A 19,707-nucleotide genomic window follows, 5' to 3' on the forward strand; every position below is an offset into this window, starting at 1 on the left:
ATGAGCGGAATTCCCACCCGGCGCGCGGTGCTGGGCTACGCGCTGGCCGCCCCGGCCGCCGCGTTGCTTGCAGGGTGCACTCCGGGACCGCGCCATGACCGGCTGGACATCGCCGCCGGCGAAAGTGGCGGAATGTACTTCGAATTCGCCACGCTGCTTTCGCAGGCGCTGGTCCGCTATCGGCTCGCCGAGCACTCGTCCGCGCTGCAGACCGAGGCCAGCGCGCAGAACCTGCACCTGCTGGCCGAGCACGAGGCTTCGCTCTCGCTGGCCCTGGCCGACACCGTGGCGCAGTACCGCGCTGCCGCCAATGAGGGCAATCCGCTGGCGCTGGGCCGCGTGTACCAGAACTACTTCCACTGCATCGTGCGGGCCGACGCTCCCATCCGCACCCTGCCCGACCTGGCCGGGCGCCGGCTGGGAACTGGCGCGGCTGGATCAGGGACCTGGGTGACCGGGCAGCGCATCTTGGAAGAAGCCGGGCTGAAGTCGGGCGGAAATGCGCCGAGGGAAACCAAGCTCGGCTACGGCGACGGGCTTGCGGCGCTGGAATCCGGCCGGATCGATGCGCTGTTCCTCTTCGGCGGCATGCCCGTGGGTGCCGTGTCGGAGCTGGCCGCGCGGGTGGAGCTGCGGCTCATCGGACTGTCCTCCGTGCTGCCCGGGCTGCGGTCGCGGTATCCCGGCCTCTACGACCGGGTGATGATCCCGGCCGGAACCTATCCCGGCGTTGGACAGGCGCAGAGCCTGGGCGTCGCGAACCTGCTGATGGCGCCGGCCAGCTTTCCCGCGCAGACCGCGGGGCAGGTGGTCAGGCTGCTGGTTGAACGCGCCCAGGAGCTGATTCCGCCAGGCAGCGCCGGCATCCAATACCTGACCCCGCAGACGCTGATCAGCACCGCAGGGCAGCCGCTGCACCCCGGGGCCATCCAGGCCTATCGGGAACTTCATGGCTAGGCTGACGTGGTGTCATTTGTTGCGCGTATCGTTTAGCGCACTAGTGTTGAATCCACAAGCACCCGTTCGCGAGAGGAAGGCCTGCCATGCCGAAGCCTGCAGCTGTAGAACTCATGGAGAACGAAGCGGTCGACTTCTGCCGCCGACTGATCCAGATCGACACCACGAACTACGGCGGCAACAAGGGGGCCGGCGAACTGGAGGCGGCGCGCTACGTTGTCTCGCTGCTCGAAGAGGTCGGGCTGCGGCCGGAACTTTATGAATCCGCGCCTGGACGCGCGAATGTGGTGGTGCGCCTCAAGGGCTCGGATTCCTCGCTTCCGGCGCTGGTTGTGCACGGGCACCTGGATGTGGTCCCGGCGATCACCGAGGACTGGAGCGTGGACCCGTTCGGCGCCGAGCTCATCAACGGCATGATCTGGGGCCGCGGGGCGGTGGACATGAAGAACATGGACGCCATGATCATCGCCGCCGTCCGCCACCTGTGCCGGGAGCGGATCGTCCCGCAGCGGGACCTGGTCATCGCGTTTTTCGCCGATGAGGAAGCCGGCGGCGACTACGGGGCCGGATGGATGGTCCAGAACCACCCGGAGCTCTTCGACGGCGCCACCGAAGCCATCAGCGAGGTCGGCGGCTTCTCCGTGGAGATCAATGGCCGCCGCGCCTACATGCTGCAGACCGCCGAGAAAGGCATCGCCTGGCTGAAGCTCACCGCGCACGGCACCGCGGGTCACGGTTCGCAGATCAATACCGAGAACCCGGTGACGCGCCTGGCCGACGCGGTTTCGCGCATCGGAGGCCACCAGTGGCCGCTGTCCTATACGAAAACCACCCGGGCGCTGATGGAAAACGTCGCCGAGCTCGCGGGCCTGGAATTCACCGAGGAGGACCCGGCCCCGCTGCTCGAAGCGATGGGCAACGTCTCCCGGTTCGTCGGCGCGACGCTGCAGAACACCGCCAACCCCTCGGCGCTGGAGGCCGGCTACAAGCACAATGTGATCCCGGGGCACGCCGAAGCGCTGGTGGACTGCCGTACCCTGCCCGACGAGCACGAGCAGGCGGTCGCGAAAATCAAGGAGCTCGCCGGGGAGCACGTCGAGCTGTCCATGGTGCACGAGCAGGATTCGCTGGAGGTCCCCTTCGCCGGTTCGCTGGTGGACTCCATGGTCGAATCGCTGCTGGCGGAGGACCCGGACGCGGTGGTGCTGCCGTACATGCTCTCCGGCGGAACGGACAACAAATGGCTGGCAAAGCTGGGGATCACCGGCTACGGGTTCGCGCCGCTGCAGCTTCCGGCCGAACTCGATTTCACCGGCATGTTCCACGGGGTCGACGAACGGGTTCCGGTCGACTCGGTCAAGTTCGGCGTGCGTGTGCTTGAAAGCCTGCTGCGCAGCTACTGACACCCAGATTTCCAGACCACCGGATTCACAGGAGGAATACCTTGTCTATTGAAACCGTGCTCAGCGACGAGCTGCTTGAGCGTTTCCGCCAGCGTGCGGCCGGCTACGACACCGAGAACAGCTTCGCGGAGGAGGACTTCCAAGAACTGGCCGCGGCGGGATACCTGCGGGCGCTGGTTCCGGTCGAACGCGGCGGGCTCGGCTGGGATTTCCAGCAGCTGGCCCTGGCGCAGAGGCGGCTGGCCTCGGCCGCCCCGGCCACCGCGCTGGCGGTGAACATGCACCAGGTCTGGGCCGGGGTGGCCCACCTGCTCGCGGCCCGGGGCGACCGCCGCCTGGACATGGTGATCGACTGGGTGGCCAAGGGCGAGGTCATGGCGTTCGGCATTTCGGAGCCGGGCAACGACGCGGTGCTCTTCGATTCCAAAACCAGTGCGGTGACCCATTCCGACGGCTCGGTGTCATTCACGGGAACCAAGATCTTCACCTCGCTGTCGCCGGCGTTCACGCGTCTGGGGATTTTCGGCAAGGACACCGTCTCCGGCGAGCTGGTCCACGCGTTCGTCGAGCGCGGGGCCGGCGTGCGCTCGCTCGGGGACTGGGACACGCTTGGCATGCGCGCGAGCCAGTCGCACACCACCAAGCTGGAGTCGGCCACCGCTCCGGAGGCCTGGGTGCATTCCCGGGTGCCGGTGGGCCCGAACCCGGATCTGCTGGTTTTCGGCATCTTCGCGTCCTTCCTGACCCTGACCGCCAGCGTGTATGTCGGCATCGCCGAGCGCGCGGTGCAGCTCGCCACGGACTCCCTAGGCAAGCGGGTGCACCATGACGGCGTGAAGTATTCGCAGGACGTGCGGGCCCGGGGAATCCTGGCCGACGCCGCGATGCGGTCGCTGGCCCTCGACGCGTTGCAGCGATCCGTGGCCGGAGATCTGGAATCCGGTGTCGACCACGGTGCGGCCTGGTTCCCCAAGCTGGTCACGCTGCGCACCCTGGCTGGGCAGACTGCCCGGGAAAACGTCCAGGACGCCGGGCAATTGCTCGGCGGCGGCGCGTACTTCCGGGGCAGCGAATTCGAGCGGCTGTACCGCGACGTGCAGGCCAGCTGGTACCACCCGTCGAATGCGGCATCCGCGGCCAATACCGTGGCCAGTTGGCTGGTCGGGCCGCTGGAGTCATGACGCGCGGCAGTCGGCAAAACGGCGCTGATGCGGCTAGGGGAGCGGGGGCAGGGTGCTCTGGACCCGCATGACCCGGCGGCGCAGCCAGTACTTGTAGGCGCCGCCCTCGTAGCGGCAGGTGCGCATCAGTTCCCACTTGCCGTTGTCAGCATGCTCGCGCAGCGCAGCGCGCGCGACGCGCTTGGACTCGCCGGGAAAAGCGGTGATCACCATGTATTCGTAGCGAGAATCGTTTTCCTGGTGCAGCGGCGCCTTAATGACTTCCTGAAGCATCGAACCCCCTATCGGAATAAATGATTGCGTTGTAGCGTGATGCCATGAGTACTGATCCGAGCTACGCACTGCAGGCGCTCATCGCGCATTTGGAGCAACACCTGGCTGTGGTTTCCCAAAGCAGGGGATCGGCCGATGCCGCCATTGATACGGCTTTCGGGTCGCTCGCCGATGCTTTCGAAGACTACGAAGATGCGCTATACGAACAGTATTCCGAACTTCTGCCGTTCACGATACCTTCGGATGACCAGTGAGCACGACCACGGTATGAATTTTTCCCGCTCAGGTGTTTCCAGTGCGCTGCGCGCCGGGCAGGTGAAGTAATGTCGAGGGGTGAATTGGTTTGAAGCAGCTTTCCTTGGACTCATCCAGGGCCTGACAGAGTTCCTCCCGATCTCGTCCTCAGCCCACCTGCGCATCGTCGGCGAAATCCTTCCCAACGCCCAGGATCCTGGCGCCGCCTTTACCGCGATCACCCAGCTGGGCACGGAGACCGCCGTGGTGGTCTTCTTCTGGCGGGACATCGTGCGCATCATCGGCGCCTGGGGCAAGGCGCTGGTCGGCAAGGTCCCGCACTCGGATCCCGACGCGAAGATGGGTTGGCTGATCATAGTCGGCTCGATCCCGATCGCGGTGCTCGGCCTGCTGCTGGAAGACTACATCGACACCAACTTCCGTTCGCTGTGGATCGTTGCGACCACGCTGGTGGTCTTCGGCCTGATCCTGGCGATCGCCGACCACTACGGCCGCCAGACGCGAACCCTTGACACGCTGACCCCGAAGCACGGCATCCTGTTCGGCTTCGCGCAGGCGCTGGCCCTGATCCCCGGCGTCTCCCGCTCCGGCGGCACCATCACCGCCGGCCTGCTGATGGGCTACACCCGCGAGGCCGCGGCGCGCTATTCGTTCCTGCTGGCCATCCCCGCGGTGTTCGCCTCGGGCCTGTACAAGCTGGCCAAGTCCTTCGATGAGCCAGGCGTCTACACCCTGGCGCAGACCGGCCTGGCCACCTTGGTGGCCTTCGTGGTCGGCTTCCTGATCGTGGGCTGGTTCCTGAAGTTCGTCTCGCACCACTCCTACCGCGTCTTCGTCTGGTACCGCATCCTGCTGGGCCTGGGCCTGTATGTCGTGCTGGGAATGGGCCTGATCAACGCCTAGAATCCGCCAGCCGCAGGTGTCCGTGAAGCGATTCACGGACACTTCGCAGTTAACGGGAATAAACCCAACTCTGCTTGACTTGGACTTAAAGAACTCAATCGTCGCATCTGCGAAAGGACGTACAACAGTGCACGCGTGGAAATCCCCGGAAGTACCGCACATCGTGGGCTCCGCCCCGATCCTGGAGGTCTTCGACACCTCATCCGGTACCCTCCGGGCCACCGCCGAGGCGGCCAAGGCCAACGAGCCGGCCAGCCTGTATGTCTGCGGCATCACCCCCTACGACGCCACCCACATGGGGCATGCGGCAACCTATGTCACCTTCGACCTGCTGCACCGCACCTGGCTGGATAACGGCCGGACCGTGACCTACACGCAGAACATCACCGACGTGGACGACCCGCTGCTCGAGCGCGCCGAGGCCACCGGGGTGGACTGGCGCGAGCTGGCGGCCTCGCAGATCGAGCTGTTCCGCAGGGACATGGAAGCGCTGAACGTGATCCCGCCGCACCACTACGTGGGCGCTGTGGAATCCATCGACTGGCTGGTGCCGGTGGTCGAGCAGCTGCTGGACGCCGGACTGGCCTACACCGTGCCGGCCGGGGCCGACGGCGTCGAGGGAGACGTGTACTTCGACTCCATCGCCGCGCAGAACGACGCCTGGAAGCTGGGCACCGTCTCGGGCTACGACCGCGAAACCATGCTGGGCTTCTTCGCCGAACGCGGCGGCGATCCAGACCGCGCCGGCAAGCGCGACGCGCTGGATCCGCTGCTGTGGCGCGCCGCCCGCGAAGGCGAGCCGTCGTGGGAGGGCGGCAGGCTGGGCGCAGGCCGGCCGGGCTGGCATATCGAATGCTCCGTGATCGCCCGCCGCACGCTGCCCGCGCCGTTCACGGTGCAGGGCGGCGGCTCGGACTTGATCTTCCCGCACCACGAATTCTCCGCAGGGCACGCCGCAGCCGTCGACGGCAAGGCGCTGGCCCAGGCCTACCTGCACACCGGCATGGTGGGCCTGGATGGCGAGAAGATGAGCAAGTCGCTGGGCAACCTGGTGCTGGTCTCCAAGCTGCGCGCCGCAGGCGTGGAGCCGGTGGCCATCCGCGCCGTGCTGCTCTCCCAGCACTACCGCTCGGACTGGTTCTGGACCGACGAGCTGCTGGCGCAGGCCACGGAGCGCATCTCCGCCTGGCGTGAGCGTCTGGCCGGCACCGGGTTGGCCGAAGCCACCGCCCTGCTGACCCGCATCCGCGCGCGCATGGCCGAGGACCTGAACGCGCCGGCCGCGCTTCAGGCCATCGACCAGTGGGCCGCCACTGCGCCGGAAGGCGACGGCGAAGGCGAAGCGCTGCTGGTGGACGGGCTGGACGCGCTGCTGGGCCTGAAGCTCAAGTAGCCAAAGCGCACCGCCACGGGGCCCGGCTCCGGGATCCTAGATCTCGAAGTCGGGCCCCGAGCCGTCGGTGCGGTAGCGGCCGCGGCGGCGCAGGTAGCGTTCGAACTCGCGGGCGATGGTCTCCCCGCTGGCCTCGGGCAGCTCGCTGGCGTCGGTGGCCGCCTCCAGCTGCTGCACGTACTTGGAGACCTCCGGGTCCGAAGCGGCAAGCTCGTCCACCCCGAGCTTCCAGGCCACGGCGTCCTCGCGCAGCTGCTGGGCCGGGATCGACACCGGCAGCAGCTCTTCGAGCAGCTCCACCAGCGCCAGCTGCACCCGCGGGCTGGGCGCCTGCGCCACGTAGTGGGACAGCTGCGCCCACAGCGACATCGTCGGGATCCCGCTGCGCTGCAGCTCGATGCCCAGCACCGAGGGGATGCCGGTGGGCCCGGCGTAGCTGGAGGCGGTGATGTTGAAATGCTCCTGCAGCCCGGGATCGTCGCTGGCCATGGAGGTCGGCACCGGGCGGGTGTGCGGCACGTCGGCCAGCAGCGCGCCCAGGGTCAGCGCCGCGCGCACGTTCTGCGCGGCGGCGTGCTCCAGGATCCGGGCGCAGAATCCCTGCCAGCGGAAGGTCGGCTCCACCCCGAGCACCACCACCAGGTCCGCGTCGGCCCCCGGCTGCGCGATGCGGTAGATGTCCGTCTGCGGCCACTGCACCTCGCGGCCGCGCTCGGTCAGCTTCGAGGTGGGCCGGGTGAACTGGTAGTCGTAGTAGTCGTCCAGGCCGATGGTTGCCACATGCTCCGCGGCGCTGGTGTCAAGGATGCTGCGCAGCGCATCGCTGGCGGCCGAGCCTGCGTCGTTCCAGCCTTCGAAGGCGGCGACCAGCACAGCCGGGCGGCGCTCGTGATCGCCACCCGCGATGAAACCGTTGAGCGTCGGTACGTGGTATTGATCGGTCAACCGGGACTCCTTTGCGGGTTTCCTGTGAGGTTTCGGGCTTTCCCGGCGGGGGTGCCGAAACGGCTTAGCCCCACTCTTCCATCTAGAATGGACTCATGCCAAGCACCAGTTTTGCCTTTGACACAAATCTGCCGCCCGAAGGCCCGCACGCCGTGCTGTGGGACATGGACGGCACCCTGATCGACACCGAACCGTACTGGATCGCCGCCGAAGGGGAACTGGTGGCCGCCCACGGCGGCACCTGGGGCGGGGAGCAGGCCCACGCCCTGGTCGGCAGCGCGCTGCCGGACGCCGCCCGGGTGCTGCAGGCCGCCGGGGTAGACCTGCCGGTGCGCGAGATCATCGACACCCTCAGCGCCCGCGTGGCCGCCGGCATCCGCGAGCAGCTGCCGTGGCGCCCCGGGGCCCGCGAACTGCTCACCGCGCTGCACGCCGCCGGGGTGCCGCAGGCGCTGGTGACCATGTCGGAGCGCAGCATCGTCGCGGACCTGCTGCCGCTGCTGCCCGAGGGCATCTTCCAGGCGAGCGTGACCGGCGAGGAAGTCGCCCAGGGCAAACCGCACCCCGAACCCTACCTGCGCGGGCTGCAGCTGCTCTCCGAGCTGGCCGGCGCGCCGCTGGATCCTGCCCGCTGCATCGGCTTCGAGGACTCGGCCCCCGGCATCACCGCCGCCAGCGCCGCCGGCCTGCACGCGGTGCTCATCCCCAACGCCACCGACCCCGGGCACGGGCCGTGGCGCCGGATCGACTCGCTGGCGGGCCTGGATCTGCAGACCATGGCCTCCTGGCTGGCCCAGGTGAACGCATGAGCGAAGAAACCCGCAAGGCGCCGGGCCTCAAGCTCGGCAAGATCGGCGGCGTGCCGGTCTACCTGTCCTCCTCCTGGTTCATCATCACCGCGGTGATCACCGTCTCCATGGGCGTGCAGCTCTCGCAGACCGCGCTGATCCCGGCGGCCGGCGCCTACCTGCTGGGTTTCGCCTGCGCGGTGGCTATCGCGCTGGCGGTGCTGGTGCACGAGGTCGCCCACGCCATGGTGGCGCGCGCCTTCAAGTGGCCCGACGCGCACATCGTGCTCACCCTGATGGGCGGGCACACCCAGTTCGGCTCCTTCAAGGCCAGCCCCGGGGCCTCGCTCTGGGTGGCGCTGGCCGGGCCGCTGTCCAACTTCGCGCTGGCTGGCCTGGGGTGGGGGATCGGCCAGCTGGTCGAGCTGAACATCTACCTGCAGCTGCTGCTCGACTTCGGCGTGTACGCGAACCTGCTGCTGGGCGCCTTCAACGCGCTGCCCGGGCTGCCGCTGGACGGCGGCCGGCTGGTCGAGTCGATCGTCTGGAAGGCCACCGGATCCCAGTACAAGGGCACCATCGCCTCGGCCTGGGCGGGCCGGGCGATCGCCGTCGCGGTGGTCTTCTTCTTCGTGGCCTGGCCGTTTCTGCGCGGCCAGCAGGTGCAGATCATCACCGCAGTGGTGGGCCTGATGGTGGCCGTGTTCATGTGGCAGGCGACCACCGCGCTGATCGGGCATTCGAAGCTGATGCTGAACCTGCCCACCGTGATCGCCTCCGATCTGATGCAGCCGGCCAGCGCCATGGCCTCGGCCGCGTCCGTGGCCGACGTGCACCTGCGCCGGGCCCAGCGCGGCGGCCAGGTCATCCTGGTCGACCCGTGCGGCATGCCCGTGGGTGTGGTCGACGAGGCGGCGCTGGCCCGGGTCGATCCGGCGCACGCCGCGCAGGCGCCCGCGCTGGCGGTCTCCCGGGCGCTGGGCGAAGGCGCCGTGGTGGCCGAGGACTCCGACGGCCGCGAACTGATCGACTACCTGGCCAGCGTGCCCACCGCCGAATACGCGGTGATCTCCAGCCGCGGCGTCGTGGTCGGGCTGCTGCACCAGACCGACATCGTCAACGCGGTCACCGGCCGCAGGAAATAACCCCATTAAACTTCCAAGCACCAACCAATGAAGGACAACACCGTGAGCCAGAGTTCCGAGCAGCCCCAGCCAGCCGCCGCCCCGCACGGCGCGCACGCCCGCCGCGGCCCTTTCCGCGTGGGCGACCGCGTGCAGCTGACCGATGAAAAGCGCCGCATCAACACCATCACCCTGCAGCCCGGCGGGGAGTTCCACACCCACAAGGGCGTGCTGCCGCACGAGGACATCATCGGGCTGCCCGAGGGCTCGGTCATCGAGAACGTGGACGGCTTCCGCTACCAGGCGCTGCGCCCGCTGGCCAAGGACTTCGTGCTCTCCATGCCGCGCGGGGCCACCGTGGTCTACCCGAAGGACGCCGCGCAGATCGTGCAGTTCGGCGACATCTACCCCGGAGCCCGCGTGGTGGAGGCCGGCGTGGGCTCCGGCGCGCTGTCCATCTCGCTGCTGCGCGCGGTGGGGGACGGCGGCTACCTGCACTCCTTCGAGCGCCGCGAGGAATTCGCGGACATCGCCCGCGGCAATGTCTCCACCGTCTTCGGCGGGGAGCACCCGGCCTGGCAGATCTCCATCGGCGACTTCCAGGACCGCGTGGTTCAGCTGGAGGAGCCGGGCAGCATCGACCGCGTGGTGCTTGACATGCTCAGCCCCTGGGAGTGCCTGGATGCGGTGGCCACCGTGCTGGCCCCGGGCGGGGTGTGGACCAACTACGTCTCCTCGGTGACCCAGATGTCGCGCGTGGTGGAGGCCATCCGCGAATCCGGCCAGTTCACCGAGCCCGAGTGCTTCGAGACCCTGCTGCGCGGCTGGCACGTTGACGGCCTGGCCGTGCGCCCGGACCACCGCATGGTCGCGCACACCGCGTTCCTGATCACCACCCGCCGGCTGGCCGACGCCGCGAACGGCATCCCGAAGGCCAAGCGCATCAAGGAGCACTCCTACTCGGCCGAGGACCTGAGCGCCTGGACCCGCGACCACTCCGAGGAGGAGTGGACCGCGCAGGCCCTGGGCGAGCGCGGCCTGTCGGACAAGAAGCTGCGCCGCGCGGCGCGCGATGCGAACCAGGCGGTGCGCGTGCGCGCCGCCCACGCCGAGGACGCCGCGGCGGCCGCCGAGGAGCAGGACTAGCCGGTGAGCGGTCCGTCATCTGAGACGTTGCGTCTCAGATGGTGAATCAACGGCCCCGGGTGCGCTGAACCCGGGGCCGTTGTCCGTACGATGGAGTTAGCCGCACGCGGCGCGAACGAGTGTAGGGAGAAGTAACGTGAGCGAAAGCCTTGAGGCGCAGCAACTGGCGCAGCGCCTGCAGATGACCGAACGCCAGGTCAACGTGCTGCGGGACAAGAACCGCGCGCTGGACAAGCAGCTGGCCGGGATCGGCGGCAACAACCAGCGCCTGGTCGCGCTGCTGGAAACCACGCGCGAGCAGATCATCAACCTCAAGGCAGCCCTGGAACGCGACGGCGACGCCCCGTTCAGCTACGGCACCATCACCGCCAAGCACCCGCGCCGCCACCCCGAACCGGGGCTGGGCATCGAATCCACCGCGATCCAGGCCGTGGACGTCATGTACTCCGGGCGCAAGATGCGGGTGACTATCTCCCCGCTGCTCGACTTCGAGAAGCTACACGTGGGCCAGCAGGTGCTGCTCAACGAGGCGCTGGTGGTCATCGCCGGGCTGGGCTACGAGCAGACCGGCGAGCTGGTCACCATCAAGGAGCTGCTGAAGGACCACCAGGCGGTGGTCATGGCCCGGGCCGACGACCAGCGGGTGATCACCCTGGCCCAGCCGCTGCGCGAGCAGCACCTGCGTGTGGGCGACCAGCTCACCCTCGACCCGCGCACCGGGCTGGCCATGAGCCGCGTGCAGCTGACCGACATGCAGTCCCTGGTGCTGGAGGAAGTCCCCGATATCGCCTACTCGGACATCGGCGGGCTGAACTCGCAGATCGAGGCGATCCAGGATTCGGTCGAGCTTCCCTTCTCCCACCCGGAGCTCTACCGCGAGCACGGGCTGAGCGCCCCCAAGGGCATCCTGCTCTACGGCCCTCCGGGCTGCGGCAAGACCCTGATCGCCAAGGCCGTGGCGCACTCGCTGGCCCAGCGCGCCGCCGAGCGCAATGGCGAAGGCGCCACCCGCAGCTACTTCCTGAACATCAAGGGCCCGGAGCTGCTGGACAAGTACGTGGGCGAAACCGAACGCCACATCCGGCTGATCTTCGCCCGCGCCCGCGAGAAGGCGCTGCACGGCGACCCGGTCGTGGTGTTCTTCGACGAGATGGAATCGCTGTTCCGCACCCGCGGCACCGGCGTCTCCTCGGACGTGGAAACCACCATCGTGCCGCAGCTGCTGGCGGAGATCGACGGCGTGGAGCGGCTGGACAACGTGATCGTGATCGGCGCCTCGAACCGCGAGGACATGATCGACCCGGCCATCCTGCGCCCCGGGCGGCTGGACGTGAAGATCAAGATCCGCCGCCCGGACGCCGAGGGCGCCGCGGAGATCTTCGGCAAGTACCTCACCACCGACCTGCCCATCCACCCCGAGGAGCTGGCCGCCGACGCCGACGCGCAGGCCACCATCGAGCGCATGATCCGCGGCACCGTCGAGGCCATGTATTCCACCGCTCCGATCAACGAGTTCCTGGAGGTCACCTACGTGACCGGCGCCTCGGAGATCCTCTACTTCAAGGACTTCGCCTCCGGAGCGGTCATCCACAACGTGGTGGACCGGGCGAAGAAGCACGCCATCAAGGCGCTGATCACCGGCGGCGAGCGCGGGCTGAAGATGGAGTACCTGCTGCGCGCGGTGCGCGAGGAGTTCGCCGAGCACGAGGACATGCCCAACACCACCAACCCCGACGACTGGGCCCGGATCTCCGGGCGCAAGGGGGAGCGGATCAGCAACATCCGCTCGCTGGTGAACCAGCGGGGCGCCAAGTGAGCGCCCGCCGGCTGGTCGGGCTGGAGACCGAATACGGCATCATCCGCCCCGGCATGCCCAAGGCTAACGCCACGGTGCTTTCCGCGCAGATCGTCGACTCCTACGCCCAGCTGGTCGCCCAGGGGGATGCGCGGGTGCAGGGTGCGCGCTGGGACTACGCCGACGAATCCCCGCTGCAGGATGCCCGCGGCTTCGCCATCAACCGCGCCGACGCCCATCCCAGCCAGCTCACCGATGTGGAGCCGGATCAGCAGGAGGGCATCTGGACCGCGGAGTCCATCGCGCTGTCGGGCAATGACGCGCGCATCGGCTCCACCCTGTACCAGGAGAAGGACACCACCGACGTGGTGATGAACATGGTGCTGGGCAACGGCGCGCGCCTGTACGTGGACCATGCGCACCCGGAGTACTCCAGCCCCGAATCCACCTCGCCGCGCGCCGCGGTGCTCTGGGACCAGGCCGGCGACGAGGTGATGCGCCGCGCCGCGGACTCCGCGCAGCGCTTGGGCGGCGGGCAGCTGCTGCTCTACAAGAACAACACCGACAACAAGTCGGTCTCCTACGGCGCGCACGAGAACTACCTGGTGCCCCGCGCGGTGGAGTTCTCCGCACTGGTTTCCGGGCTCACCCCGTTTTTCGCCACCCGGCAGATTTTCTGCGGCGCCGGGCGCGTGGGCCGGGGCATGCTGGGCGAGCGCGCCGAATTCCAGATCTCGCAGCGCGCGGACTTCTTCGAGGCGGAGGTGGGGCTGGAAACCACCATCAACCGCCCGATCATCAACACCCGCGACGAGCCGCACGCGGTCTGGGACAAGTACCGCCGGCTGCACGTGATCATCGGCGACGCGAACCTGGGGCAGATCTCCACGCTGCTGCGCGTGGGCACCACCAACCTGGTGCTCAGCCTCATCGAGGCGGGCCTCGCGCCCGCGCTGGAGCTTGAGGACCCGGTGGCGGCGCTGCAGCAGATCAGCCACGACCCGAGCCTGGCAACCGCGGTGCGGCTGCGCGGCGGGCGGCGCCTGAGCGCCATTCAGATCCAGCGCGAATACCTGCTGGCGGCCCAGGGGTACTGCGCCTCCCGGGGGATCGAGGACGCCGACACCGCCGAGATCCTGCAGCGCTGGGAGGCCGTCCTGGATCTGCTGGAGCGCGATCCGCTGCTGGCCGCGGACCAGGTCGACTGGATCGCCAAGTACAAGCTGGTCACCTCCTTCGCGCAGCGCCACGGTTTGGGCCTGGATGACCCGCGGATCGGGCTGATGGACCTGCAGTGGGCGGACCTGCGCCAGGACAAGGGCCTGTACTACCGGCTCGCCGCGCGCGGGGCCATGCAGAGCTTGTTCAGCCAGGAGCAGATCAACCAGGCGGTCGCCGCCCCGCCGGAGGACACCCGGGCCTACCTGCGCGGCATGACCCTGCAGCGCTACGCCCCCTATGTGGTCGCGGCCAACTGGGACGCGCTGACCTTCGCGGTGCCCGGGGCGCGCCGGGTGAACCGGGTGTTCCTTTCCGAGCCGCTGGGCGGCTCGCGCAAGGACGTGGGCCGGCTGTTCGAGGCGAACCTGGAGATCGACGAGTTCATCAATAAATTGGCGCCGCGCGCCTAGAGCGAGCAGAATAAGAATCACTGCCGGTGCGTAATTCGCGGCAGCGCAGTTTCAAGCAGAAGGAGAGGGCCATGACCCAGGAAAGCTTTTCGTCCCGCCGGCAGAGCGAGACCCAGGAGCACGCCGAGCAGATCCAGGTCAACACCACCGGCCAGTCCGCCGGCGTCGACGACCTGCTCGACGAGATCGACTCGGTCCTGGAATCCAACGCCGAGGAATTCGTCCGCGGCTTCGTGCAGAAGGGCGGCCAGTAGCCTTCCGGGCTGCCGCCACCATCCATAGGCGCCGGACCAGGCGCCGCAGCTGAAGGGAAGTACTTTTCCAGTGGATCGCAGAATCTTCGGGCTGGAAACCGAATTCGGGCTCAACTACGTGCCGTCCGACGGACGCCGGCTGACCCCGGAGGACGCCGCCAGGCACCTGTTCCGCCCGATCGTGGCCTGGGGCCGCAGCTCGAACGTCTTCCTGGAGAACGGCTCCCGGCTCTATCTGGACGTGGGATCCCACCCGGAGTACGCCACGGCCGAATGCGACCAGCTGCTGCAGCTGATCGCCCACGACCGCGCCGGCGAGGCGCTGATGCTCGACCTGGTGGACCAGGCCGAGGACCACCTGGCCGAAGAGGGGCATGAGGGCAAGATCTTCATGTTCAAGAACAACGTGGACTCCGCCGGGAACTCCTACGGCTGCCACGAGAACTACCTGATCCCGCGCAAGATCGAATTCAGGCGCCTGGCCGACATGCTCATCCCGTTCCTGGTCACCCGCCAGCTGCTGTGCGGCGCGGGCAACCTGGTGCAGGTGGACGACGAGACCAAGTACGTCTTCTCGCAGCGCGCGGACCACATGTGGGAGGGCGTCTCCTCGGCGACCACCCGTTCGCGCCCGATCATCAACACCCGCGACGAGCCGCACGCGGACGCCGAATACCACCGCCGGCTGCACGTGATCGTGGGCGACTCCACGATGAGCGAAACCACCCAGCTGTTGAAGATCGGCGCCACCGACCTGGTGCTGCGGCTGATCGAATCCGGGGAGATCTACCACGATCTGCGCCTGGAGAACCCGATCCGCTCCATCCGCCAGGTCTCGCACGACTTCACCGGGCAGACCGTGGTGCGCCTGATGGGCGGGGACGAGCCGACGGCGCTGCAGATCCAGTGGGTGCTCTTCGAAGCTGTCAAGGAATTCGTGGAGCGCCACGGCGCCCACCACGACCGCGCCGAGCAAATCCTGGAACTCTGGGAGCGGGTGCTTACCGCCATCGAGTCACAGGACTTCTCCGCCATCGACAGCGACATCGACTGGGCCATCAAGCGCAAGCTGCTGCTCGGGTACGCGCAGAAGAACTCGCTGGAGCTCTCCTCGCACCGGCTGGCCCAGCTGAACCTGACCTACCACGACATCGACCCCGCCCGCGGGCTGTTCCACCTGCTGGCCAAGCGCGGGCTGGCCACCTCCGTGGTGTCAGACGAGCAGATCCGCGACGCCGTGGTGAATCCGCCGTCCACCACCCGCGCAGCGCTGCGCGCCAAGTTCATCCGCGCGGCCCGCGCCACCGGCCGGCGCTACAGCGCCGACTGGGTGCACATGAAATACGAGGAAGGCGCCGGCGGCATCGTGCTGGCCAAGGACCCGTTCGCGACCAGCAACCCGCAGGTCGACGAGCTGATCCAGATCATGAGCCAGCCCGTCTAGGGAGCTGGTGGAAAGACTTTTCACAGCAAGCCGAACTAGGCTTGCAAGCGAGCGCGTTCCGCTGACACGCAGGTTCGCCACGCAATTTTTGAAATACCGGAAGAACGAAAGTAGATTCGTGCGCAAAGTTTTGGCAGCAGCCGCCACCGCTTCAATCCTCGCCCTGGCCGCCTGCGGCTCCTCGAGCAGCAGCGAACTGGCCGACATCAAGGTCACCCCGGCCAAGGACGCCAGCACCGCTCCAGAGGTCAGCATCGACGCCCCCTTCCTGACCGAGAAGGACGAGGCGGTCAACGTGGTCAAGGGCGAGGGCGCCGAGATCAACCCGGGTGACACCATCCAGGTGAAGTCCGGGCTCTACAAGACCATCGACGGCAAGCTGACCAACGAGAACTTCACTGGCCAGGCCGCCCCGATGGTGCTGGACGACCAGTTCAAGCAGACCATGCCCTCGCTCTACAACGTGCTGATCGACGGCCACGTCGGCGACTGGGTCGCCTACTCGGCGATCGAGAGCGTCGACGCCAATGGCGCGCAGAAGACCCCGGAGCCGGGCAGCCGCGCCGAGCGCATCATCGTGATGACCATCGAGGGCACCACCCCGGCCAGCTCCAAGCTCTCCGAGGAGGAGACCGCGAAGCTGAAGAAGGAAGGCAAGCTGCCGACCGTCAGCTTCAAGGACAAGCAGCCCACCATTAACATCCCGAAGGATGTCGAGGCGCCCAAGGGCCTGGTCGTGGACGTGCTGGAGCAGGGCACCAAGGGCGAAGCAGCCACCGAGACCTCCACGGTCAAGGCCAAGTACCTGGGCGTCACCTACGCCGACGGCAAGAAGTTCGACGGCAACTTCGACGCCGACGCCACCCAGTTCGGCCTGAACCAGGTCATCAAGGGCTGGACCCAGGGCCTGACCGGCCTGAAGGCGGGCTCTAAGGTCATGCTGACCATCCCCGCCGATCTGGCCTACGGTGATTCCTCTACCGGCGGATCGCCCACCGGAACCCTGGTGTTCTACGTAGAATTGACCGAGGTATCCGCCGCGGCCGGCTAACAGCCAGCCGGACAACGAATATAGAAAGGCCGTGAACATGTCGTTCGGAGAACGCAACTACGACCGCACCAAGCCGGAAATCGACTTCCCGGGCACCGATGCACCCACCGAGCTGGTCATCACCGACCTGATCGAGGGCACCGGCGCCGAGGTCACCCCCGGCACCACCGTCCAGGCCCACTACGTGGGCGTCGCCTGGTCCACCGGCGAGGAATTCGACTCCTCCTGGGGCCGCGGCTCGACCCTCGACTTCCCGGTCGGCGTCGGCATGGTCATCCAGGGCTGGGACCAGGGCCTGCTGGGCATGAAGGTCGGCGGCCGCCGTCGCCTGGAAATCCCTTCGCACCTGGCCTACGGCGAACGCGGCGCCCCGGGCGCCATCGCCCCGAACGAAGCGCTGATCTTCGTGGTTGACCTGATGGGCACCAAGTAGCCAGACCGCTTGACGCAAAAAGCTGTGGCCCCGACATCTTCGGGGCCACAGCCGTCTTAAAAGTCTGCGGTCAACGCCAAAAATCGCTAGGGTTATCTCGTGAGCACAAAGCAATCTTCAGGACCGAGCAAGGCCGAGCGCCTGACCAGCCTCATCTACGCGTTGGCCACCACTCCGCGGAAATTCACCACCGCGATGATCGGGGAATACCTCACCCCCGAGGGAAGCGACTCCGCCCGCGAAAAATCAGTGGAACGGCTGCGCGAAGAGATCCGCAACGACTTCGGCCTGCGCCTGATCGCCGACGACGTCGACGGCGAGATGCGCTACAGCATCGACACCAGCGACTGGTTCCTTCCCGAGGTCAGCTTCACCCCGGCCGAATCGGCGATGATCTCCCTGGCCGCGAGCCTGTGGAAGGACTCCAAGCTGCAGGCCCTGGGCCTGAAGGCCGCCGCGCGGATCACCGGTTCCAGCGCCCCCGCGCCGGTCGCCCCGTTCGCAGGCTCGCTGCTGCCCCGGCTCTCGCTGGACGAGCCGAACTTCCGCGAATGCGCCCTCGCAGTGTTCAACCGCAAAACCGTCAAGTTCAACTACGTCACCGCCGGCAACGTCGAATCGGTGCGCGAGGTGGACATGTGGGGGATCGGCCAGCGCTTCGGCAACTGGTACTTCACCGGCTTCGACCACACCCGCGACGCCCAGCGCGTCTTCCGTCTCTCGCGCGTGGTGGGCAACTTCAAGACCACCATTCGGCGCGGCGGCACCAGCAGCGCCGGCTACCGGCCGCGTCCGGCGGACTTCAGCATGTCCCAGGTGCTGCTGGACTTCGACCTGCGCAATCCCGGGCACCTGGCCACCGTTGAAATCCGCGACGACGCCGCCACCCCGCTGCGCGTGCGAGCCCTGAACGGCGCCTCCAGCCAGAACCCGCTGCACATCGCCTATGCCGACCCCGAGTCCTTCGCCTCCGAGCTGGCCGCCTACGGCCCCGCGGTGAAGGTGCTCGAGCCCGCGCCGCTGGCCGAGCAGGTCGCCGCCACGCTGCGCGCCGCCCGCGACGCCCAGGTGCAGCTGGCCGGGGACCCGCGCATGCACAATGCCTCCTTCAGGGCGCAGCGCGCCGCCGGGCGCGGAACCACCGCCACCCAGGTGCTGCGCAACATCGACATGATCCAGTACGTGGTCTCCCACGGGGTGGTCGAGATCAAGGAGCTCGCCGATCGCTACCAGATGCCGGTGGACAAGGTCCGCGAGGAACTGGCGATGATCATGATGTGCGGCGTACCCGGAGGCCAGCACGACGAGCTGATCAACGTCAACGACGGGGACCTGGAGGCTGACACCGTCACCATCTCCAACGCCGCGCTGCTGGCCGAGCCGCAGAAGCTCGCCCCGCTGGAAGCCGTCGCCGTGCTCGGCGGGCTGAACGCGCTGGCCAGCATCCCCAAGTTCGAGCACCGCGAGGTGCTGGCCTCGGCGCTGGAGAAGATCAACGCTGCGGTGGCCCGCTTCGACGGCTGGAACGGCTCGCTGGGCTTCGCCCTGTCCCAGGTGCGCGAGCACGACATCCCCGCCCAGCTGGTGGATGCGGTGCTCGGCTCCCAGGTGCTCTCCATCGACTACTACTCCGCCCACTCGCAGGCGCACCAGCGCCGCGAGGTGGAGCCGGTGCGGCTGGTGGAGGACGGCGCGACCCAGTACCTGCGCGCCTGGTGCCGCACCCGCGAAGACCTGCTGACCTTCCGCGTGGACCGCATCCTGGATGCCGAGGCCACCGGAGAGGTCTTCGAGCGCGGGCCGCGCCACCGTGACGACGAGGAACTGGACATGCGCTACCGCGGCTCGGCCGAGGACCTGCAGGCGGTGCTCTACGTGGACGACGAGGAGCTGCCGGCAGTGGAGTCCTTCCAACCTTCGGAATGGTCGAGCTCGAAAATCGGCAACGGCTACCTGGCCAAGGTGCGGATCTCCTACGATCTGGTGCCTGCGCCGCTGGTGGCCCGCCACGGCGGTAAGATTGCAGTGATCTCTCCCGACGCTACGCGCGAACGCGTGCGCGAGTGGTTGGACGAAGCTATCCGGATGTATGAGGATAAATAAATGCTCCCTTGGTGGTTCTGGACCTTGCTGTGGACGGTACTCGTCCTGGCGACCCTGCTCTGCGCGGTGCTGGCCGGCTTCCGGCTGTTCCGCCAGGGCGTGAAGGTGTTCGACACGCTGGGGGAGGCCTCCGAGCAGCTGGGCGCCGAATTCGCCAAGCCCGGCACCGTCGTGGAGTATGCCGCGGTGGGCCGCCGCTACCCGCACGGCACCGCGGCAACCCACGCTGACCCGAAGAAAATCAAAAAGCTTTTGCGCAAGGGCAAGGCAGAACGCATCGAAGCGCGACGGGTGCGCCGCGTGGCGCGTCGCGCCAAGCGAGGCCAGGCACAGAACATGCGGGACTTGGGCCTGTTCTAACGTAGACTTGAACTTGAGAGAAGGGAATCCACATGGGTGGCTTGCAGGGATGGCACTTGGTCATCATTATCGTTTTGGCGCTGCTGCTTTTCGGCGCGCCGAAGCTTCCAGGACTGGCGCGTTCAATGGGCCAGTCGCTGCGCATTTTCAAGTCGGAAGTCCGCCAGATGAAGGACGACGACCCTAAATCGGAGACCATTGACGGAACCGTCAATGACTCGAATCCCAACGAAAAGAACAACTCGTAGACCTTTTCAGTGGGAACTAA

19 protein-coding genes and 1 pseudogene are annotated in these 19,707 nt (G+C 67.6%); 18 read left to right on the forward strand and 2 right to left on the reverse strand.

All coding sequences use genetic code 11. From position 1 onward, the window contains the following. From ACTX90_RS08530 to ACTX90_RS08540, 3 genes are all read left to right on the forward strand, one after another. Positions 1–957, forward strand: coding sequence for a TAXI family TRAP transporter solute-binding subunit (locus ACTX90_RS08530; RefSeq protein ID WP_443443873.1), 957 nt, complete (start codon positions 1–3; stop codon positions 955–957). Positions 958–1,043: 86 nt separating this feature from the next. Further along, positions 1,044–2,360, forward strand: a complete 1,317-nt coding sequence (locus ACTX90_RS08535) for a M20/M25/M40 family metallo-hydrolase (protein WP_047119091.1) — start codon at positions 1,044–1,046, stop codon at positions 2,358–2,360. 41 nt (positions 2,361–2,401) lie between these two features. Beyond that, positions 2,402–3,541, forward strand: a complete 1,140-nt coding sequence (locus tag ACTX90_RS08540; protein ID WP_424573699.1) for an acyl-CoA dehydrogenase family protein — start codon at positions 2,402–2,404, stop codon at positions 3,539–3,541. Positions 3,542–3,574: 33 nt separating this feature from the next. Here ACTX90_RS08540 and ACTX90_RS08545 read toward each other — a convergent pair whose 3' ends face one another. Then, positions 3,575–3,814, reverse strand: a complete 240-nt coding sequence (locus ACTX90_RS08545; protein WP_443443875.1) for a DUF5703 family protein — start codon at positions 3,812–3,814, stop codon at positions 3,575–3,577. A gap of 44 nt (positions 3,815–3,858) precedes the next feature. On the opposite strand from ACTX90_RS08545, the gene ACTX90_RS08550 reads away from it, so the two are divergent. The 3 genes from ACTX90_RS08550 to mshC all read left to right on the forward strand — a co-directional run bounded on the left by ACTX90_RS08550 (position 3,859) and on the right by mshC (position 6,365). Then, positions 3,859–4,068: a hypothetical protein gene (locus ACTX90_RS08550; RefSeq protein ID WP_047119094.1), complete on the forward strand. Its 210-nt coding sequence runs from the start codon at positions 3,859–3,861 to the stop codon at positions 4,066–4,068. A 79-nt stretch (positions 4,069–4,147) separates the two neighbouring features. Further along, a complete protein-coding gene (locus ACTX90_RS08555) occupies positions 4,148–4,972 on the forward strand; it encodes an undecaprenyl-diphosphate phosphatase (protein WP_047119095.1) in 825 nt (274 codons plus the stop codon). Positions 4,973–5,099: 127 nt separating this feature from the next. Continuing rightward, entirely contained in the window at positions 5,100–6,365 is a 1,266-nt protein-coding gene (mshC, locus tag ACTX90_RS08560) for a cysteine--1-D-myo-inosityl 2-amino-2-deoxy-alpha-D-glucopyranoside ligase (RefSeq protein ID WP_053798062.1), read from the forward strand. A gap of 36 nt (positions 6,366–6,401) precedes the next feature. On the opposite strand, the gene ACTX90_RS08565 is transcribed toward mshC, so the two are convergent. Then, a complete protein-coding gene (locus ACTX90_RS08565; RefSeq protein ID WP_120989441.1) occupies positions 6,402–7,310 on the reverse strand; it encodes a proteasome assembly chaperone family protein in 909 nt (302 codons plus the stop codon). A 95-nt stretch (positions 7,311–7,405) separates the two neighbouring features. Here ACTX90_RS08565 and ACTX90_RS08570 point away from each other — a divergent pair, with 95 nt between their 5' ends. The 12 genes and pseudogenes from ACTX90_RS08570 (at position 7,406) to tatA (ending at position 19,687) form a co-directional block, all read left to right on the forward strand. Then, complete coding sequence (locus tag ACTX90_RS08570; protein ID WP_047119098.1) at positions 7,406–8,119, forward strand: HAD family hydrolase; 714 nt, start codon at positions 7,406–7,408, stop codon at positions 8,117–8,119. Continuing rightward, the gene (locus ACTX90_RS08575) at positions 8,116–9,243 is read left to right on the forward strand and encodes a site-2 protease family protein (RefSeq protein WP_443443878.1); all 1,128 of its coding nucleotides are present in this window, start codon (positions 8,116–8,118) and stop codon (positions 9,241–9,243) included. Before ACTX90_RS08570 ends, ACTX90_RS08575 begins: the two co-directional genes overlap by 4 nt. 27 nt (positions 9,244–9,270) lie before the next feature. Next, on the forward strand, positions 9,271–10,368 hold the full coding sequence (locus ACTX90_RS08580; RefSeq protein WP_113606237.1) for a tRNA (adenine-N1)-methyltransferase: 1,098 nt from the start codon (positions 9,271–9,273) through the stop codon (positions 10,366–10,368). A gap of 181 nt (positions 10,369–10,549) precedes the next feature. Further along, positions 10,550–12,184, forward strand: coding sequence for a proteasome ATPase (gene arc / locus ACTX90_RS08585; protein ID WP_443444008.1), 1,635 nt, complete (start codon positions 10,550–10,552; stop codon positions 12,182–12,184). Beyond that, positions 12,181–13,794, forward strand: coding sequence for a depupylase/deamidase Dop (dop, locus tag ACTX90_RS08590; RefSeq protein WP_113606238.1), 1,614 nt, complete (start codon positions 12,181–12,183; stop codon positions 13,792–13,794). Before arc ends, dop begins: the two co-directional genes overlap by 4 nt. A gap of 149 nt (positions 13,795–13,943) precedes the next feature. Then, positions 13,944–14,048, forward strand: a pseudogene (locus ACTX90_RS08595) (ubiquitin-like protein Pup); the annotation flags it as partial. Positions 14,049–14,118: 70 nt separating this feature from the next. Next, positions 14,119–15,492 (forward strand): Pup--protein ligase, encoded by a 1,374-nt coding sequence (pafA, locus tag ACTX90_RS08600; protein WP_443443881.1) that lies wholly within the window; start codon positions 14,119–14,121, stop codon positions 15,490–15,492. A 118-nt stretch (positions 15,493–15,610) separates the two neighbouring features. Continuing rightward, on the forward strand, positions 15,611–16,543 hold the full coding sequence (locus ACTX90_RS08605; RefSeq protein ID WP_120989439.1) for an FKBP-type peptidyl-prolyl cis-trans isomerase: 933 nt from the start codon (positions 15,611–15,613) through the stop codon (positions 16,541–16,543). A 37-nt stretch (positions 16,544–16,580) separates the two neighbouring features. Further along, on the forward strand, positions 16,581–16,976 hold the full coding sequence (locus ACTX90_RS08610; RefSeq protein ID WP_053799402.1) for an FKBP-type peptidyl-prolyl cis-trans isomerase: 396 nt from the start codon (positions 16,581–16,583) through the stop codon (positions 16,974–16,976). 99 nt (positions 16,977–17,075) lie between these two features. Further along, positions 17,076–19,079, forward strand: coding sequence for a helix-turn-helix transcriptional regulator (locus ACTX90_RS08615; protein ID WP_047119104.1), 2,004 nt, complete (start codon positions 17,076–17,078; stop codon positions 19,077–19,079). Continuing rightward, a complete protein-coding gene (locus ACTX90_RS08620; RefSeq protein ID WP_047119105.1) occupies positions 19,080–19,439 on the forward strand; it encodes a hypothetical protein in 360 nt (119 codons plus the stop codon). Positions 19,440–19,471: 32 nt separating this feature from the next. Beyond that, positions 19,472–19,687, forward strand: coding sequence for a Sec-independent protein translocase subunit TatA (gene tatA / locus ACTX90_RS08625; protein WP_047119106.1), 216 nt, complete (start codon positions 19,472–19,474; stop codon positions 19,685–19,687). Positions 19,688–19,707: the final 20 nt, after the last annotated feature.

It is taken from the genome of Glutamicibacter soli (assembly GCF_052322135.1).
GTDB lineage: Bacteria > Actinomycetota > Actinomycetes > Actinomycetales > Micrococcaceae > Glutamicibacter > Glutamicibacter soli.